Genomic DNA, 20,115 nt, shown 5'->3' with positions numbered 1-20,115 from the left:
AAGGTTAATCTGATAATGTCATTAAGACATCACTAATTAAGCTATACATATATTGTTCTGGATCGAAGACTTGTAGGTCTTTTGCTTGTTCTCCCAATCCGACATATTTCACTGGAATATCTAATTCATAACGAATTGATAAAATGACTCCTCCTTTAGCGGTTCCGTCTAATTTCGTTAGAACCAGTCCAGTAATCTCGGTTGCTTCATTGAATTGTTTGGCTTGGGTCAATGCATTTTGACCGGTTGTCGCATCTAGAACTAATAAGACTTCTTGAACGCCATTTGGATTTTCGCGTTCAATAATTCGCTTCATCTTTGCTAACTCTTCCATCAAATTCGCCTTTGTTTGAAGTCTTCCAGCAGTATCAACTAAGAGATAATCATATTGTCCTTCTTTTGCTGCTTGCACCGCTTCATAGACGACGGAAGCCGGATCAGCTTGCGCAACCCCTTGAATTACTGGAATATTTAAACGTTCTCCCCAAACATTGAGCTGCTCGACTGCTCCTGCACGGAAAGTGTCACCAGCAGCCATCAACACTTTGTGGCCTTGTTGTTGTAATTGATAGCCAATCTTTCCTACCGAAGTTGTCTTGCCCACTCCATTTACGCCGACAAAAAGAATCACTGTCGGACCATCGGGGTTCTCATTTAATAAGACCGTTTGCGTATCATCTTTCTCATAGATGCGTACCATTTCACTGACAATCGCTTGCTTCACATCTTCAAGACTTGATAATTGTTGTGATTCAATTCGATCTCGGATTGCATCCGTTAAAGCAATTGTCATATTAAAACCAACATCCGCACTAATAAAGGCTTCTTCTAACTGATCATAAAACTCATCGTCAACCCCGTCAAAACTAGTAAATAATTCCGTTAAACGTTGTGTAAAATTTTTACGGGTTGCTTCAAGTCCTTTATCATACGTATCAAAAACGATTTGTTGCTCTTTTGTTTCAGCTTGTTCGCGAACAACTTTATCTTCACCGGTAAATGCACGACGAATTCGATCGAATAATGACATAAGCTCATCTCCTTATTTTTTGATATAGCGGTAAATTGCGTGCGCTACACCGCTGGCATTATTATTGGTTGTTACCCAGGTGCTCATTGCTTTCACGGCGGGAACAGCATTTTCCATTGCGATACGCACGCCACACGATTCAAACATCGGCACATCGTTAAGTTGGTCACCGATGCCCATCATCGCGGTTTGAGGTATATTTAAATCTTTACTTAATACTTGAAGCGCTGACCCTTTATTTATCCCTTTGGGAATAATTTCTATTTGAAAAGGGTACCCTTGAATAATTTGGTAATCTCGAGCAAGTTGCGGGTCAAGTTGTTTCAGCTGACGTGCTAAGTGGGCTTCATCGGTCGCAATAACCACTTTGTTAAATTGATGATCCGGTAAAATCTTCTCGTAATCCAATGTCGTAACCGGTGCCGTCGTTACTTTGGTAGTATACCAACTCGGATAACCGTCCGGATATTTTAAAGGTTCATAAACCCACTCGTTATCGATAAGATTGACTGGTAAAGCGAGACGCTCTCCTTCAACAATCCAACGTTGAACATCATCATAACTCAAGGGGTAATCATAAAGTAATTGGCCTGATTGAGCATTGCGAATCTGTCCACCATTAAAATTAATCATCACATCATTCGATTGAATCGGAAGTTGCTCGATAATCGTCCGGGCGGATTGATACGGCCGTCCTGTACAAATAACGATTTGTACACCTTGACTTTGCGCCCATTGGATAGCTTTTAAATTTTCCTCGGGAATATGCCCGTAATCATTCACTAAAGTTCCATCAATATCAATTGCGATTAGTCTAATCATTTTTTCAATCCTATCTTTTGCAATGAATTTATTATAACAAATGTTTGCTCTTTCTTCCATCTTATAACAACGCACTTGCTTTTCAAAGCATTCATAAACAAATGTTTTTCAGTGATTTATTTCATTCTGGTGAAATAAAAAAGCTTGGCAGTCTCCCGCCAAGCCGCTAATGATTAAATTTTGACGATGAATATGATTATTCACTATCTCGATGATCTAAGGTAACCGTTGCTAACTTGGAGACACCGGATTTTTCCATCGTAACACCATAGAGTCGGTCGGCACTTTCCATCGTTCCTTGTCGATGCGTAACGACAATAAATTGTGTATCGTGAGTAAATTCACGAATATAGCTTCCGTATCGTACGACGTTCGCATCATCTAAAGCAGCCTCCACCTCATCTAAAATAACAAATGGCACAGGTTTTACTTCTAAGATTGCAAATAACAAAGCAATCGCGGTTAATGCGCGTTCCCCACCTGAAAGTAAAGCTAAACTTTGTTTCTTCTTACCAGGGGGCTGGGCAATAATATCGACACCCGTGGTGAGTAAATCATCTGGTTGTGTCAATTGAAGTGAAGCATGCCCACCTGCGAATAGCTTTTGGAACGTCTTTTGAAATTGTCGATCTATCTCTTCAAAAGATTGAGCAAAACGCGTCACGACCTCATGGTCCATTTCTTGCATCGTTTGGGTCAATTGCTCCATCGCCATTAATAAGTCATCACGTTGATGCGTTAAATTATTATAACGAGCACTTAATTCATCCCAATCATCAATTGCTTGCAAATTAATCGGGCCTAAACGATGAATTTGTTGACGTAATCGTTTCACTTGATCACTTAAATCTTCTGGAATATTCACAACTTGTTCCTCAATAAGCTCTTTAGCCATTTCATAGGTTAATTGGTATTCTTCATTCAAATGATTTAAGTGTTGATCGATGGTCGTTTGATGCTGTTCAATTTGAGTTTCAACTTGAACTTGCTTTTGGAACATTTTTTGTTGTATTTTTACAACCTCTTCCCGTTCCACTTCTAGGGTTTCTAATTGTGCTTGTTGATCCACTTTTTGTTGCTTATATTTTTCAAGTTGTTGCTCATCTTCTTTAAGTAGTGCATCCAGTTGCTGAATTTTTGTTTGCAGTTGTTCAATCTGTTCGGCATAATCCGATTGCTGATTGCGGTGTACTTGTTGCTGTTTGACACTCGCTTCTTTATTTGCATGTCCTTCTGCCTGTTGCAATTGCATTGTTTTAATACGTTCTACTAACTGCTTTACTTCAACTTCTAAGACAGCTAATTTTGTATGTAACGATTGACTCTGTTGATTCAGTTGTTTAAGATGCGCTTGCTTTTCACCTTCATCAAATTGAAGTTGCTTTAACAATGCTTGCTGTGATTCCAATGTTTGTTCGACTTGTTCTAATTGTCCTTGGGCTTTTGTAACTTCTTCTTGATAGGTCACTAATTCTTCTTCAATATCTTGACGTAAATCTTGTTGAATCGCCAATTGATTTTGTTTTTGAAGTAACATTGTTTCTTGTTCCTTAATCAATCTGTGAACTTCATTAGATTGTTCCACAATCTGTCGATTCTTCAATTGATACTCTGATTGTTGCGTCATCGATTGCTGATACTTCTTGGAGAGTGTGTGCTTCTGTTGATTTAACTTCACCACATTCTCTTCAAGTCCCGCTAATTCTTTAGCTAACTTGTCAATTTGGTTTTGCCGCGATAACATCGATTCACTCTGACGTTGAGATTTCCCTCCTGTTACCGAACCACCCGGCATCAGTACATCTCCGTCTAAGGTCACTATTTTTACTTGATGACGGGTCGATTGTGCTAATTTTTGCGCTTCTTTAAGTGAGTTAGCAATCACCGTCCCACCAAGTAGATGCTCTGCAATGATTCGATTTGCAGGCTCTACATGAATTAGCTCACTAGCAATGCCGATATAACCTGGTTGGTTTTCAATTTGAGCCAAATGTGATTTAGAGACGTATTTGGGCTTAATATTTGTACGCGGCAAGAACGTTGCGCGTCCGGCTTTTTGTTGGGTTAAATATTGAATCGCTTGCCGTGCAGCACGATCGTCTTGCACGACAATACTTTGCATACTACTTCCCAATGCTGTCGAAATAGCCAGGTCAAATTGCTCAGCTACTCGTATTAAGTCCGCAACCGTCCCCTCGATCCCAGTAAGTACATGGCGCTCATTCATCACAGCGCGAACGCCTCCGTAATACCCAGCATAATTGTGCTGTTGATCGAGCGCATGTTGATACTGTTGTTCTTTGCGATAACGAAGATTTTCCGTTTCTTGCAGCTGCTTGGTTAATTGCTCTTGTTGCCAATGTAATTTCGTCACTTGTTGATCGATATCTGTCTGGTTCGATTGAATCTCAGATTGTTGCTGCTCGATACGCTTTGCATCTGATTCGTAATTTTTCTTTTGCGAATCGATTTGGTCAATTTCAAGTTGGATTGCGTCAATTAGATCTATTACTTGTGGTAGACGTTGTGTCAAGCGTTCAATTGTCAATTGATTTTGATTTACAATATTTTTAGCTTGTGCTTGATCTTGAAAAAGGGCTAGTATTTCCTCACGAATATCTTCACTTTGATGTTGACTTAAAGATTGGAATTGTTCTAATCGCTCTTTCACTTGATCCAATTGAGCTTGTACTTCTTGGCATTGTTGTTGTTTTGTTTCTTTTTCAGCTTCAGCGGCTTTTAATTGTTCCGCTAATACTTCCAAGTTGGTTTGATTTTGTTGAACGGACGATAGATTAAGTTCCAATTGTTCAATCGAATACGACAAATCACGTTGCAATAATCGTTCGTCTGAGCGATATTGCTCCATCTCTTGCCAACGACGTCGCTGAGTCAGATTGATCGCATCTACCGCTGTTTCATCTTCGTTCATTTGTTGTTTGATGCGTTGAATTGATGCTAAAAGTGATTCATCTTTTTGCGAATGACTGTCAATTTCTTGTTGGATTTCTAGCAATCGTTTCGTTAATTCTTCAGTTCGCTGCTCACTCTGTTCAATTTGTTGGATAAGTAAGGTGACTTCCCATTGTTTTAATTGCTCTGCCGTTGCAAGGTATTTTAACGCATTTTTGCGCTGAGATTCCAGTGGCACAAGTTGCTGTTCAATCTCATAGATAATGTCTTTCAAACGACTTAAATTATCCTCAGACTTTACTAATTTACGCTCTGCTTCTTGCTTTCGATATTGATACTTTTGGACGCCAGCCGCTTCTTCAAAGATAACGCGTCGTTCTTCGGGTTTACTTAAGAAGATTTGTTCGACTTGCCCTTGGGAAATAATAGAAAAGCTGTTTTTCCCAAGTCCTGAATCAAGTAACAAGTCCACAATATCTTTTAGTCGAACCCGTTCTTGATTAATATAATAGAAACTATCTCCATTTCGATTATAACTTCGCGTTAAACTAATCTCACTAAAATCATAATCCAAATAGCGATCTTCATTATTTAAAACAACGGTCACTTTTGCAATATTAACGGGCTTTCGGTCAGCAGTACCATTGAAAATAACATCTTCCATTCGATTCCCGCGTAAACTTTTAATGGATTGTTCCCCTAGAACCCAACGAACAGCTTCAGTAAAGTTACTTTTTCCACTTCCATTCGGGCCGACGACCGCAGTTAGTCCTTGATCAAATTCAATAATGGTTTTATCTGCAAAAGACTTGAATCCTGTCATTTCAACTCGACTTAAATACATAATTCACCTCCTTATTTTAATCTAACTTGGCCAGTGCAGCTTGAGCCGCTGCCATTTCAGCTTTCTTCTTGCTGAGTCCGGTACCTTCGGCTACTAATTCTTGATTAATATACAGTCCCATCGTAAATTGTTGATGATGTGCTGGACCAGACTTAGCTAACTCATGATATTCAATTAAGACAGCTCCTTGTTGTTGCAGACGCTCTTGCAGCAATGTCTTATAATCTTTATTGATCAGCTTCAACCAATTTACATGGTCTTTCAATAATTCTCGATACAAAAAATCACGAACTACTTCTAACCCTTGATCTAAGTAGAGTGCACCTAATAATGCTTCTAAAGCATCCGATAGTATCGAATCGCGCTCCAAACCACCACTTTTGAGTTCTCCGCGTCCTAACTTTAAATAATCTGGTAAATTGAGTTGACGAGCCAATCGTGCTAAACTCGGTTCTCTAACGAGTTGGGCTCGCATTCTAGATAACTCTCCCTCAGCCAAATTAGGGTATTGTTGATATAAGAACTCACTGACAATAATTTCAAGCACTGCATCGCCTAAAAACTCCAATCGCTCATTGGAAGCTAACTTCCTTCGACGATGTTCATTCACAAATGACGTATGTTGCATCGCTTGATCAAACAGTTTCACTTGACGAATGGTTATTGCTAATTTTGAGTTGAGATTGTTAATTAATGGATTCATTCTATCCCTCCTTTCCGTCTCATTATTATAGCATAGATGCGGATATTTCCTAGAATTTCACTTTAAAAAACAGCACAAAAAACAGGCTCTTTCGAGCCTGTCATAAAAAATGGAGATTAAATTATTCAGCTACACGCTCATCAGATAGTAAGTAGATTTCACTCCACTTCAAATCACTACCGATTTGAACATCCCAATGAGATACACGTTTGTTAACAGCTGTTAATTTATAACGGAATAATGTTGGAATTGCTGGTAACTCTTCCATCATATATTCTTGCCAGTTATGGAATGCTTCAGTACGGAATTCTTCGTCGAATGACTTATCAGAAGCAATATCTGCTAATAATTTGTCGTTCTCTTCCGTTGCCCAACGTAGCATATTGAATTTTGCTTTACGTCCCCATAATCCAGCTGGGTTAGGGTCTCCACCTATACCAAATGCTGCTTGATACACCATAATTTCAGGATCATCACTTTCTACACGATCATAGAATGCGTTCATATCGTGTAATTGACCATCAAGCAACTCGATATCAATACCGATATCTCTCCATGATTGGATATAGTATGTTGCGATTGGTTCTGAAACTTCAGCTCCAGACATCGAAGCGAAGGTTAATTTTAATGGTTCTCCTTCTGGCGTCTCAACGAATCCGTCACCATCTACGTCAACGAATCCGGCTTCTTCTAAGATTTGTTTCGCTAATTCAGGATTATATTCTGGCACTTCAATATCTTGATCCCAGTAAGCCGTGAAGTTTGGTGTAATGAATGAGTTAGCAGCTTGACGTAAGCCATGGTAGAAACGTGTAGCAATTGCGTTGTTGTCAATTGCGTGAGCCATTGCTTGACGGATTGCTTTGTTAGAAAGTGGAAGTGTTTCGTCGTACTTCACTTCACCCGCTTCATCATCCCAAGTACCTTGCTTGAATCCGATATAGGTAAATGCGTTATCAATGGTACCTAAAATATCGATGTTGGTTGCGTCTTTATAAGTTTCATATTGATCTGCAGGAAGTGACGCGATATCGTAGTTACCTGCTTTAATTTCTTGAATAACGTTCGTTGCAGCTACAACTTCAACCGTAAGGTTATCAATGTTTGGACGACCTTCATACCAGTCATCAAATGCAGAATAAGTTACCGCTTCACCAGGCACTACACGGTCAACTTTGAATGGACCGAAACCAACCGGTGTACTACGTACATATTCACTATCTTCTAATTCGCCGACTGGAATTTCACCTAAAATATGTTCAGGCTCCATATAACCTGAGATTCCACCACCAGCTTGTAACATTGAGTTTGATACACTCTTATAGTGAACAATTAATGTATAGTCATCAACACGCTCAAGACCAGAAATTTCCTCTGCATCTCCTGCATGGTACTCTTCCATACCGACAACGTTCATATAGTCTTCACCGTAACGAACGCCTGTATAATCTGGGTGTCCAATGACATAGTATGGGAAGATAACGTCATCAATGGTAATTGGCTCACCGTCATGCCATGTTTGTCCTTCAGGAATCGTTAATTTTACAGTTTTTGCTTCTGGGTCAAACTCAATATCTGCAAAACCTGAGTTATCAATCGTGAAGTTTTCATCATAACCTAAAATTCCTGGGTTAAAGTAATTAATTAAGGAAGCATCAGAGTTGTTTGAATAAAGCATGTTATTTAACACACCTTCGAATGGTGTCCCTACCATTGCAACTTTTAATTCGCCACCTTCGATTGGCTCTCCTTCACGGATCACTTCACTCTCGAAGCTTAATACTCCCTCTTCAGTCTCCTCTGCTGTAACAACGTGCGCAACAGGTTGTGCGAATACCGTAGATAATACAGCTGCTGTACTTGCTAAACCAAATACTTTTTTAAATGACTTTCTCATTAGATAACCTCCATTTTTATTTTGGTATGAAATAAGATAATTCCTTTTCCTCAACCAACACTTTATTAACAGTTTATGAGACATAATCAATCGGGAATGCGCGTGATTATCCTATCTCTTAAACGTTATAGACATTGTAACATCTTAAAAATTAGAAATCAACCTCATTTTTTAATTTTAATCTTAAAAATCTCACTTTAATTTCAAATACCATTCATTTTATTCATCGTATCGCCATTTCGCTAACATTTTATTATATTTAGAATTTAAAAAGAGGTATACAAAAACACCCTCGATATGAGGGTGTTAAATGAAGTGATTATTCAGCTACTGGGGAGTCAGCTAATAGTTTAATTTCTGACCATTCTAAGTCGTTACCAACTGTAGTATCCCAGTTACTTACACGGTTATTAACAGCAGTCAAGCTGTAGCTATAGAATGTTGGGAAGCAAGGGATTTCTTCAATCATATATGCTTGCCAGTCATAGAAAGCTTTTTGACGAACTTCTGGATCGAAAGCATCTGGAGAGTTGATTGCTGCTAACAGCTGATCATGCTCTTCCGTTCTCCAGCGATACATATTGAATCCAGCATTTGGACCATAGAATTGAGTTGGGTTTGGATCCCCACCTGTAATCCAGCTCGCTGCGAAGACGTCAATATCTGGGTCGTCAGCTTCAAGACGATCGTAGAAGTTATTCATGTCTAATAATTGACCATCAACTAACTCAACATGGATACCCACATCTGCCCAGCATTGTAAGTGGTATTGAGATAACGGCTCAGCAATTTCCCCACCAGACATGAAGGCATATTTTAATGTGAATGGATTTCCATCTAAGTCCTCAACAAATCCGTCTCCATCTTTATCTTCAAATCCAGCTTCAGCTAAGATTTCTTTAGCTTTCTCTGGGTTATAAGAATATCCTTCTTGATCGAAGTTATGATAATCCTTGAAGAATGGTGGAATATGTGAGTTCGCTGGTTGACGTAATCCATAGAAGAATCGTTCAGATACTGCTACGTTATCAATCGCATAAGCCATCGCTTGACGAATTGCTTTATTCGATACAATACGGCTGTCGTCATATTCTACTTCAGATTTTTCTGCATTCCAAGTACCCATTTGGAATCCAGTATATGAATACCAGTTATCTACACTACCAGCAATTTGGAAGTTAGTTGGATCTTGGTATTGCTCCCATTGGTTAGCTGGTAATGATGCGATATCGTAGTTACCTGCTTTAAGTTCTGCAACCACGTTAGTTGGGCTAACACGCTCGAGAAGAATCTCATCAATTGCTGGGCGTCCACGGTAATACTCATCGAATGCTTCGTACACTACCGCTTCACCAGGAGTGATTGATTTAACTTTGAATGGCCCAAATCCAACTGGATTTTGACGAACTGCATCTGAGTCTTCAAGCTCAGCAACTGGAATATCTTCTAAGATATGTTTTGGTTCAATATAGTTACATACTGCCCCACCCGCTTGAAGCATTGAGTTACTGAACTCTTTATAGTGGATGATCATCGTGTAATCATCGACACGCTCAAGACCTTCAATCTCTTCTGCATCGCCGTTGCGATACTCTTCCATACCAATAACGTTTGTGAAGTAATCTCCATAACGAATACCTGTATAATCAGGATGACCGATAACATAGTAAGGGAAGATTGCATCATCAATCGTAATCGGCTCACCATCATGCCATACATGACCTTCAGGAATTGTGATCTTAACAGTCTTCTCTTCTTGGTTGAACTCTACATCCGCAAAACCAGAGTTGTCAATCGTATAGTTCTCATCGAATCCGTAAAGACCTGGGTTGATAAAGTCTACAACCGCCGCGTCTGAAGAGTTGGTCCATAACATATTATTAAGTAAACCAGCCCAAGGAGTATCAGATACGAACGCAAACTTAAGCGTACCGCCTTCGATTGGCTCTCCTTCATTTTCGATAACTTGTGGGAATTCAACAGTCTGAGCGTTAGCAACTTGTGCTACCGTCCCACTGATTGCAGCTGAAATCGCAAAACCAACTGTGAACATTGATAAAGCTTTCTTCAATGATTTCTTCATATTCTTCCTCCATTTATTTATGATACATTCATTGTAATCGTTATCAGTAGAAATTGCAAGCCTTTTCTTTACATTTTTTCATACTTTAGTCTACATTTTTTCAAATACTATAAAAAATAATGAATCGCATAGAATAAAAAAACAAGAGACCTTTCTGCCTCTTGTTAAAATCAATTATCCACGGCGTTGACGTGAGTCAGCAGCACGTTGGAATGCTTGTCCCATATAGTTGATACTTAACATTAAAACTAAAATAACCAATACCGCTGGTAACCATACCCATGTTTTATTTTGAATAACGTCTGGGTTGTTAGCTGCTGCAATCAACGTACCTAATGATGGTGTCGCTGCTGGAAGACCGAATCCTAAGAAAGAAAGTCCTGTCTCAATCCCGATATTCCCTGATAAACCTAATACTAAGTTGGTAATAATAATCGAACTTAAGTTAGGCATAACTTCACCAAACATAATCTTCCAGTCCGGAGTTCCCATCGTTTTAGAAGCACTTACGTAATCCAGTGAAGCCTCACTTAAAGTAACGGTACGGAAGAGACGCACCCCACCTGCCCAATAAATGGAAGATAAGATTAAAATTAATGAAATTGCGTCAAATCGACGAATAATTTGAGTAATAACAATGATTAAGATAATTGGTGGTAAGATAATGATGAAGTCAACAATACGCATCATAATATCTTCTACCCAGCCACCATAGTATCCAGCCATAATTCCTAAAATGATCGAAATAGTTGTTGTAATAATGGTTACTGAGAAACCAATAAATACTGAGTTACGGGTCCCGATAATTAAAAGTGATAAAATATCACGTCCACCATCATCAGCCCCTAGAATATAGCCATTTTGTCCTGGCGGTGTAAAACGTTCGAACACATCCACTCGAGTTGCCGCATCATGGTCTACCACGAGGGCACCTATGAAAGCAACGAGCAAGACCGTAACAAAGACAATTAAAGCAGTAATTGCGACTTTATCTTTCGCAAACTCGCGCTTAATGACTTCAAACCCCATCGGAGGGATAGCTTCTTTGTCAACTTGCTCTAAAACTTTTTCTTCAGTTGGTAATCCTTGATTAATTTCTGCCATGATCTATCTCCTCCTTCTAGTTAATTCTAATTCGTGGGTCTACGAAGATCATAATAATGTCTGACAATAGAGTCCCCAATAAGGTCATTGTACCAAATAATAGAACTAATGCTGTCATAACGGTAAAGTCACGCGTATTAATCGAAGTAATGAATAATTGTCCCATTCCTTGATAAGTAAAGATGGTCTCAGTAATAACTGAACCAGAAATCAATCCAGTAATGGTATACCCCATTCCTTGCGCAATCGGTAAGATTGAGTTACGGAAAATATGGCGGGAATAAATTTTATCCATTGGCACACCTTTAGAACGCGCTGTACGTACATAGTCTTGTGTCTTCGCGTCAATAACCGATGTACGTAAATATTGAACGGTACCGGTCGTACTTAGTACCCCCATAGTGAAGGCGGGAAGAATCATATGGTAGAATCTCGACAAGGCTGCTTCAAAGGTTCCTGGTGTAACACCTGCAGAAATTGTTCCACGAGTTGGGAACCAACCTAATGAGTATCCAAATGCCCATAAGAATAATAGACCTAAAACAAATACTGGCACTGAATAAGTAATAAAGTTATATAAGTTTACAAAACGGTCAAATGTTGTATTTTGGTAACGACCAGCATATAACCCCATTGGTAAGGCAATTGAGTATGAGATAATAACGGTTAATAGAGATAACCAAAGTGTTGGCCAAATACGAATCCCAATTATTTGTGTAACTGGCATTTTATGGTTCCAACTTCGACCGAAATCTCCCCGTATAATATTTCCTGCCCAATCTAGGTAGCGTTCGTGAACAGGTTTATTCAAACCTAATCTCTCACGCATGGCTTCAATCTGTTCAGCTGAAATCGTTGGGTCAATCAACCCTGTCAGCGCGTCCCCTGGCATTAAGTCTGCAAGTAAGAATACTAAGATACTTAAAATAATAATTTGGGGAACCATTAAAACTAAACGTCTAAGAATTGTTTTCCACATGGATTATAACCCTCCTTCTACTAATTGAGAGATATCTCTCAACGCTACGGAGTGATGATCATTAATTGGCTTAAGATCGAACACTCGGCCATTTTCATCGAAATACTTCGCGTTATTTTGTTGATATTCTTTTTCAACGCGAATACGCTCAATTTTGTGCTCTTCACGATGGTTTGGATCCATCTGTGGAATTGCTGAAAGCAAGCGTTTCGTATAAATGTGTTGAGGGTTTTGATAAATTTCATCTGCTTTACCTAACTCAGTGAAGCGACCGCGATACATAATGGCAATATCATCACACATATGTTTTACGACCCCTAAGTCATGCGAGATGAATAAATAACTGATGTTATACTCTTCTTGAATCGTCTTCATAAAGTTCAGTACTTGAGCTTGTACTGATAAGTCCAGCGCTGATACCGGATCATCCGCAATCACTAGCTCAGGGTTTAAAGCTACTGCTCGAGCAACCCCGATCCGTTGACGTTGTCCTCCTGAGAATTGGTGTGGATATTTTAACAGAACATCTTCCGTTAATCCTACAATCTCAAGTAACTCAACAATCTTACGACGTTCTTCCTCAGGTGTCATATTTGTAAAGTTACGTAAAGGCTCTGCCATCACGTCCAAGATACGTTTTTTAGGGTTAAAACTTGACATCGCATCTTGGAAAATCATTTGAACGTTTTTACGGTAATCTGAACGACGTTGACGTGCTTCTTTCGACACATCTTTTCCGTTATAGAAAATTTGACCGTCAGTGATTTTCTCTAAACCGATAATTGCTTTACCGATGGTTGATTTACCTGAACCAGACTCGCCAACAAGCCCGTAGGTCTTACCACGTTCAAAGCTCATGCTTACCCCATCCACCGCATAGACGTAATCTGTAATGCGGTTGAAGAATCCACTACGAATTGGATAGTGAACTTTTAAATCTTTTACTTCTATTAATCCACTCATTTATTATGCCTCCTCTGGGAAGTAGAAATGCTCATGACAAGTACAACGTACCCAATGATCTTCACCAACTTGATGAAGTACTGGATTAGCTTCATGCGCTTCTGCTGGAATCCAAGGAATACGATGTGCGAAACGACATCCTTCTCTTGGTAAGTTCGTAATTGAAGGGACTACCCCTTGAATTACGTGTAAGTGACCTTTCTCATCCACTAAATCATTTGATTGTGGAATCGATCTTAAGAGTGAGCGCGTGTATGGGTGTTTTGGATTGTTAAACAACTCATGTACTGGTGCAATCTCAACAAATTGGCCTGCATACATTACTCCAACACGGTCTGCAGTTTCGGCAACTACCCCGAGGTCATGCGTAATTAAAATAATACCAGATTCTGTTTCTTCTTGAATTTCATTTAATAAGTCAAGAATTTGAGCTTGAATCGTTACGTCTAAAGCCGTGGTCGGCTCATCTGCAATAATAATATCAGGTTTACATGCTAGGGCAATCGCAATAATAACACGTTGTCTCATTCCTCCAGACAACTCGTGTGGGTATTGTTTTGCCATTCGTTTTGGATTCGCAATCCCAACTTGGTCTAACAACTCCAATACACGTTGTGAACGTTGTTGAGCATTTAATTTTGTATGATAAATCATAGGCTCAGCAATTTGGTCTTCAATTGTCATTAACGGGTTTAATGATGCCAATGGGTCTTGGAAAATCATTCCGATTTCATCCCCACGAATCTTAAGGAAATCTTGCTCAGTAAAGTCTAAAAGATTTTGTCCTTTATAAATAATTTCACCCGATTGACGTGTATTTTTAGGGTCGTGTAAGCCCACAATTGACGTCGCCAAAGTACTCTTACCGCACCCAGACTCCCCTACAATTGCTAGCTTTTCGTTACGACGTAATTCGAAGGAAACACCATCGACCGCATTAAAGTAACTATCTTTAATACGGAAACCTGTATGTAGGTCTTTCACTTCTAATAGAATATCCTTTTTCTCCATTTTTTAGCCTCCGATGTCATTTAGAGTTTTCCGTTTGCACTATGCTCCTTTGAGCTCTTCAATATAATCAATGGCATCTGCGATATTGTTCAACTCCCCAATTCGATCATCATCAAACTGAATGTCAAATCGATCTTCAATATCCATCACAAGTTCAACGACATCCAAAGAGTCTGCGCCTAAATCATCAAATGTCATTGACGGAGCGACTTTTTCCTCTTCGACACCAAAACGCTCAACGATCATATCTCGAACAACTGTATAGGTTTCTGAATTTTCGTTCACTTGCTCACCTCCGTTTATTGAATTATTTTGCAACATGTATCTTATATAATACAAATTAATCTCTCATTTGTCTATAACAAATTTGGGCAAGTTTCCCGCTTAGAAAGCGTTTCACACGGTATACTCAATGCTCCTATTTTTTCTAATTTTTATTTAATCTGAGAAATAATTCGTAATTTGGACCACAGCTTGGCTTTCAATGACATGAATAGATTGACGAATTGCGTTAAAGTATGCTTCTTCGTCGGCGGATCCATGTGCTTTTATAACGGGTGCTTTTACTCCTAAGAGAACGGCTCCTCCTTGCTTAGAATCATCTAAGTTTTCAAGAGTATTTTTTAATGGATTTTTAATTAAAAAAGCGCCGATTTTTGTTAATAAACCGCCCGATTTGAAAGTGCTTTTCAATAATGAGACGAGGGATTTGACCGATCCTTCTAAAGTTTTAAGTATTGCATTACCAGTAAATCCGTCAGTTACAGCAATATCAATTTCTCCGTTTAATAAATTTTTAGCTTCGATATTGCCAACAAAGTGGATCGAATCGAGTTCACTCAATAATGCGTAGGCTTCTTTCGATAATTGACTCCCTTTTGAAGCTTCCGTACCATTATTAATTAGACCTACACGTGGACGCTCTATATTTAACACCTGACGTGCATAAACATTTGCCATCACTGCAAATTGTTGAATATTAATTGGTTTTGTATCTGCATTGGCTCCCGCATCCATTAAGATTAGGTGAGGATGCTCCGAACTAATTGTTGGAATAACTGGCATCAAACCAGGTCGGTCAATTCCCGGAATACGACCTACAATTAGTAATCCGGCAGTCAATAGCGCTCCTGTACTGCCAGCAGACAGTAATACATCCGCTTCGCCTTCTTTAACTGCACGGGCTGCTTTGACCATTGAGGATTCTTTTTTCGTTCGTACTGCCCGAACAGGATCATCTTCGTTATCAATTATTTCATCGCAGTGAATCACCTCGATTCGTTGATCCGTTCGAATGAGCGGTGTGATCTTTGTTTGATCTCCATACACTTTAAATTGTACTTGTGGATATTTATCGATGGCTTGGTTTACTGCTTGAATTGGAACTTGTGGCGCATGGTCTCCACCCATCGCATCAATTGCAATTGTTATCATCGTATCTTCCTTTCTATAATTTCATTTCATTTGCTTCAACTAACCGATCTAATCGCCCTCTTGCCTGTGGAGTGATTGGTTGTTGACCGGATAAAATTTGTTCAACATCTTCTTTCGCTACTCGGTATATATGTTGGTCTTCAATTAAGTTAGCATAGTGAAAATCTGGTAACCCACTTTGGGATATTCCGAGGACATCTCCCATCCCTCGTAAAGCCATATCCGCTTCACTGATCAAAAATCCATCAGATTGTTCTGCCATAATTTGCATTCGTTGTTTACCAGCGTCTGTCTTAGGGTTGGCAATCAGATAACAATAACTTTGCCATTGCCCTCGGCCGACCCTTCCCCTTAACTGGTGTAACTGACTGAGACCAAATCGCTCAGCAGATTGAACGACCATCACAGTAGCATTACTTACACTCACACCGACTTCTACCATTGTCGTTGCAATGAGGATATCGATGTGATGATTTACAAAACCTTCCATTGTTTCCCGCTGGCTTTCCTTATCTAATTGCCCATGTAAATAGCCGATTCGATATTGAGGAAATTGGTCAGCCAACCGTTGTGCAACGGACTGAACGCTCTCCACCTCTTCTAACGCATCAGAGGGATTAATTAGCGGCAGTACATAATAGACTTGGTGCCCTTTAGATAACTGTTCATGAATTCGCTGATAAACACGATTAATTTGGTTTTCTTGAATCCATTCAGTCTGAATGGGTAAGCGACCCTGTGGCATTTGATCAATCGTAGACACCGCCATCCCTTGATAGATAGCTTGTGCTAACGTTCGTGGTATGGGTGTAGCCGTCATCTGTAAAATATTGATCGTCACTTCTTCAGGTCCTTTAGCCATCAGTGCATGACGTTGATTAACGCCAAAACGGTGTTGCTCATCGATTATTGCTAACCCAAGTCGTTTAAATTGAACACTATCTTGAATTAATGCATGGGTCCCTATAACAATTTGACACTCTCCTGAAGCTATCGCTTGTATTACGCGTTCTTTTTCTGAACGTTCCATCGAGCTCACAAGAAGTTCTGCCTGAAATCCATAGGATTGGAATAATTGATTAAAGCTTTCCACATGTTGACGCGCTAAAATTTCTGTAGGAACCATCAAAGCCGCTTGTAAGTCATTCGATAAGGTCTCAATCATCGCCAAGAATGCAACAATCGTCTTTCCACTACCCACATCCCCTTGCAGCATTCGACGCATTGGATAAGGTTGATACAAATCATGCATAATTTCATCCAAAGCTTGCTGCTGAGATGAAGTTAGTTCGAAAGGTAAGGATGCTTGAATTTGGTGCCTACGATCTGTTCGATCTAAATATTGAACACTTGGATATTTCTCCCATTGTTCAGCCTGATTCATCAAACGCCATTGATACAAGAAGAATTCTTGATAGATGATCTTGCGTTCCGCTTGATGATAATGCTCAGCACTCTTAGGAAAATGCATTCGATATAGCGCTTGATTCAGTGGCATTAGGCGATAAGCAAGATTTAAAGATTCCGGTAATATTTCTGGAATATCTTTACCATACAGCTCGAACGCTTGATAGACTGACTTTGAAATTAAAGACTGGCTTAATCCTTTGACCGTTGAATATATCGGTTCTAAATCGTTCGTATGGCTGCGTTGAATGATTTTCATCCCCATTAAAGTCTGACGGCTTTGTTGCCACTTCCCTAGAATGGCCACTTGATTCCCCAATTCAAGTTGTTTCACTAAATAAGGTTGATTAAAGAACACAACCGTAATTAAAGTTTGCGAGTCAACGGCTAACCTACATGATAGACGACTTTTGCGACGTCCATAGTAGCTTACAACAGGGTCAGAAATAATCTTTCCTTTAAGAACTACTTTCTCTTGGTCGAGAATCGTCTCGATATCTCGCTCTTGAATATTTTCATAACGAAATGGAAAATGGAATAGTAGGTCTTGAATCGTTTCAATATTTAATTGTTTAAACCGTGCCAAAGACGCAGGGCCGATCCCTTTAAGTTGCTCAATGGAGTCCATCCAATCCACACTATCATCCTCCTTATCCTATGAAAAAAAGGGGCGCGAGGCCCCTCATAAAATGACTACTCTACTGACATAATATAATTATAAACTGGCTGATTGCCTTCAACTACTTCAAATTCAATATCTGAGTATTGTTGGCTTAAGCGTTCAATCACATCATTAACTTCGTTTTCATCGCCCTCTTCACCAATGTAAATCGTCACAATCGAACTAAATGTATCGATCATTTGATCTAACGTATGGTAGAGTGCTTCCGTTAAGTCCTGATCAACCAACTCAATTTGATCATCAATTAATCCCATATAATCGTCTTTATGAATATCAATATCATTAATTTGCGTGTCACGAATCGAATAAGTAATCTGACCAGTCTTCACTTGCTCCATCATTTCAAGCATCATTTCCTGATTATCTTCTAAGGTTGCTTCTTCGTTATAAACTAACATGGCACTGACTGCTTGAGGAATACTACGTGTTGGAATGACCACAACAGGTTGATCAATCAACTCTGAGACTTGCTCGGCTGCCATAATGATATTTTTATTGTTTGGCAAAATAATATATTTATCGGCTTTCACAGTCTCAATCGCCTTAACAAAATCTTCCGTCGAAGGATTCATGGTCTGGCCTCCAGATAAGACGATATCCGCTCCAATCGACTCAAATAATTGATGCATTCCTTCACCAGCCGCTACCGTAATTACTGCCGTTGGTTTACTTAAAATCATCGCTTGATCATCTACGGTCGGTTGGTCTGGACGACTTGCTTGGTGCTGACGATCAATCTCTCGGACTTGCTCACGCATATTGTCCACTTTAATTTTAATTAACTCACCGAACTGCTGTCCGAGTTGCATAATTTCTCCAGGATTCTCAGTATGAATATGGACTTTAATAATCTCATCATCCGCAACGACTAATAACGAATCTCCACGAGTATTTAATGTTTCACGAAACTGTTCCGTATCAAATGTTTGATCTGTGGTAGCAAAATCTGGGTCAATGCGTACCATAATCTCCGTACAGAATCCATAGGTAATATCATCCATCGAAAGTGGATGCTCTTCCTCATTATTAAAAATTGCATGTGTAAGTTGTGGTGCTACTTCATGAGCTTCCTCTGATTCTTCTTGGAGTGACTCACCAGTCAAGCTCTCTAGGAAGCCTTCATAAATACATAATAAACCTTTCCCACCACTATCAACCACACCAACTTGTTTTAGAACAGGCAATAGATTCGGCGTGTTGTCTAAAGAACGGCGTGCTCCTTCAACAATCGCTTCCATAATCTCAACAATATTATCGGTAGATTGTACCGCATGCTCTCCAGCCATAGCTGATTCACGGGCAACCGTTAAAATTGTTCCCTCTACAGGTTTCATCACCGCTTTATACGCTGACTCTACCCCTCCCGAGAAGGCACTCACAAAACCTTCAGCATCTAATGTTTCAAGATGCTCAATTGCTTTACTAAACCCACGGAAAATTTGTGATAGAATTACCCCAGAGTTACCACGCGCTCCCATTAGAAGCCCTTTTGCTAGAGATTGAGCTAACTCACCCACATGATCGCTCACTGTTTGGGTTAACTTTTCATTTCCAGACGTGAACGTCATATTCATGTTCGTTCCAGTATCCCCATCTGGAACAGGGAATACATTTAACGAATCGACTAAATCTTTATTACGCGTTAAATTATTCGCGCCACTTTGAATCATTTTACGAAAATCTTTCGCTGAAAATTGCTTAATTTCCACGATGACATGTCCTCCTCATATCAGTTGAATTAATCAACCTTTACTCCTTGTACATGAACATTTACATAATCTAGTGAAAAACCAAGCAAACGTTCAACATTGTATTTTACTGTTTCTTGAATATTACGACAAATAACTGAAATCTTTGTTCCGTAGGATACTAATATATAGACATCCACTGAAATCAAATTACCATTTTGTTTTAAAACAATCCCTTTTGCGTAATTTTCATTTTTTAAGACTTCAATGAAATTATCTCGAATCAGATTTTTGCTCACCATTCCGACTACGCCATAGTTATCCGTTACTGAAGCTCCAATGACGGTGGCGATTGCATTCAAGTTAATGGAGACTTGGCCATCTTTTGTTGAAATTTGAACTGCCATTGTATTGATCCTTTCTTTCATTTATTCCTCTTCATTTTACCACATTTGGATATAAGATAATAATAAAAATAAAAAAAGTCAATTTGTAAGATACAAATTGACTCAGACTGTAGACAAAGCTTATTAAATCACTTCTTTCGAGTGATTT

Annotated in this window: 15 protein-coding genes; all 15 read right to left on the bottom strand. The window is 39.3% G+C overall.

Going from position 1 to position 20,115, the window contains the following annotated elements; genetic code table 11:
- Positions 1–4: 4 nt before the first annotated feature.
- Positions 5–1,030, bottom strand: coding sequence for a signal recognition particle-docking protein FtsY (ftsY, locus tag HMPREF9707_RS02565; RefSeq protein ID WP_006701157.1), 1,026 nt, complete (start codon positions 1,028–1,030; stop codon positions 5–7).
- A 12-nt stretch (positions 1,031–1,042) separates the two neighbouring features.
- Entirely contained in the window at positions 1,043–1,852 is an 810-nt protein-coding gene (locus tag HMPREF9707_RS02560) for a Cof-type HAD-IIB family hydrolase (RefSeq protein WP_006701156.1), read from the bottom strand.
- A gap of 196 nt (positions 1,853–2,048) precedes the next feature.
- A complete protein-coding gene (smc, locus tag HMPREF9707_RS02555; protein WP_006701155.1) occupies positions 2,049–5,609 on the bottom strand; it encodes a chromosome segregation protein SMC in 3,561 nt (1,186 codons plus the stop codon).
- 16 nt (positions 5,610–5,625) lie between these two features.
- Entirely contained in the window at positions 5,626–6,312 is a 687-nt protein-coding gene (gene rnc / locus HMPREF9707_RS02550) for a ribonuclease III (RefSeq protein ID WP_006701154.1), read from the bottom strand.
- A 121-nt stretch (positions 6,313–6,433) separates the two neighbouring features.
- Positions 6,434–8,209 (bottom strand): oligopeptide ABC transporter substrate-binding protein, encoded by a 1,776-nt coding sequence (locus HMPREF9707_RS02545; protein ID WP_006701153.1) that lies wholly within the window; start codon positions 8,207–8,209, stop codon positions 6,434–6,436.
- Positions 8,210–8,528: 319 nt separating this feature from the next.
- Positions 8,529–10,292 carry an oligopeptide ABC transporter substrate-binding protein gene (locus HMPREF9707_RS02540; RefSeq protein ID WP_006701152.1) on the bottom strand — a complete coding sequence of 588 codons (1,764 nt, stop codon included), beginning with the start codon at positions 10,290–10,292 and terminating at the stop codon, positions 8,529–8,531.
- Between the two features lie 174 nt (positions 10,293–10,466).
- Positions 10,467–11,396 carry an ABC transporter permease gene (locus HMPREF9707_RS02535; RefSeq protein ID WP_006701151.1) on the bottom strand — a complete coding sequence of 310 codons (930 nt, stop codon included), beginning with the start codon at positions 11,394–11,396 and terminating at the stop codon, positions 10,467–10,469.
- Between the two features lie 16 nt (positions 11,397–11,412).
- Positions 11,413–12,375: an oligopeptide ABC transporter permease gene (gene opp4B, locus HMPREF9707_RS02530; protein WP_006701150.1), complete on the bottom strand. Its 963-nt coding sequence runs from the start codon at positions 12,373–12,375 to the stop codon at positions 11,413–11,415.
- Between the two features lie 3 nt (positions 12,376–12,378).
- Positions 12,379–13,338: an ATP-binding cassette domain-containing protein gene (locus tag HMPREF9707_RS02525; RefSeq protein WP_006701149.1), complete on the bottom strand. Its 960-nt coding sequence runs from the start codon at positions 13,336–13,338 to the stop codon at positions 12,379–12,381.
- Positions 13,339–13,341: 3 nt separating this feature from the next.
- The gene (locus tag HMPREF9707_RS02520) at positions 13,342–14,349 is read right to left on the bottom strand and encodes an ABC transporter ATP-binding protein (protein WP_006701148.1); all 1,008 of its coding nucleotides are present in this window, start codon (positions 14,347–14,349) and stop codon (positions 13,342–13,344) included.
- 39 nt (positions 14,350–14,388) lie between these two features.
- Positions 14,389–14,634 carry an acyl carrier protein gene (acpP, locus tag HMPREF9707_RS02515; protein ID WP_006701147.1) on the bottom strand — a complete coding sequence of 82 codons (246 nt, stop codon included), beginning with the start codon at positions 14,632–14,634 and terminating at the stop codon, positions 14,389–14,391.
- A 153-nt stretch (positions 14,635–14,787) separates the two neighbouring features.
- Entirely contained in the window at positions 14,788–15,783 is a 996-nt protein-coding gene (plsX, locus tag HMPREF9707_RS02510) for a phosphate acyltransferase PlsX (RefSeq protein WP_006701146.1), read from the bottom strand.
- A gap of 13 nt (positions 15,784–15,796) precedes the next feature.
- On the bottom strand, positions 15,797–17,818 hold the full coding sequence (gene recG, locus HMPREF9707_RS02505) for an ATP-dependent DNA helicase RecG (RefSeq protein ID WP_083857161.1): 2,022 nt from the start codon (positions 17,816–17,818) through the stop codon (positions 15,797–15,799).
- A 65-nt stretch (positions 17,819–17,883) separates the two neighbouring features.
- A complete protein-coding gene (locus HMPREF9707_RS02500) occupies positions 17,884–19,581 on the bottom strand; it encodes a DAK2 domain-containing protein (RefSeq protein WP_006701144.1) in 1,698 nt (565 codons plus the stop codon).
- Positions 19,582–19,610: 29 nt separating this feature from the next.
- Positions 19,611–19,967: an Asp23/Gls24 family envelope stress response protein gene (locus HMPREF9707_RS02495; protein WP_006701143.1), complete on the bottom strand. Its 357-nt coding sequence runs from the start codon at positions 19,965–19,967 to the stop codon at positions 19,611–19,613.
- Between the last annotated feature and the right edge of the window lie 148 nt (positions 19,968–20,115).

This window comes from Falseniella ignava CCUG 37419 (assembly GCF_000301055.1).
Classification (GTDB): Bacteria; Bacillota; Bacilli; order Lactobacillales; family Aerococcaceae; genus Falseniella; species Falseniella ignava.
The sequence above is the reverse complement of the archived record's forward strand: the minus strand, read 5'-3'. Positions and strand labels throughout refer to the sequence as shown.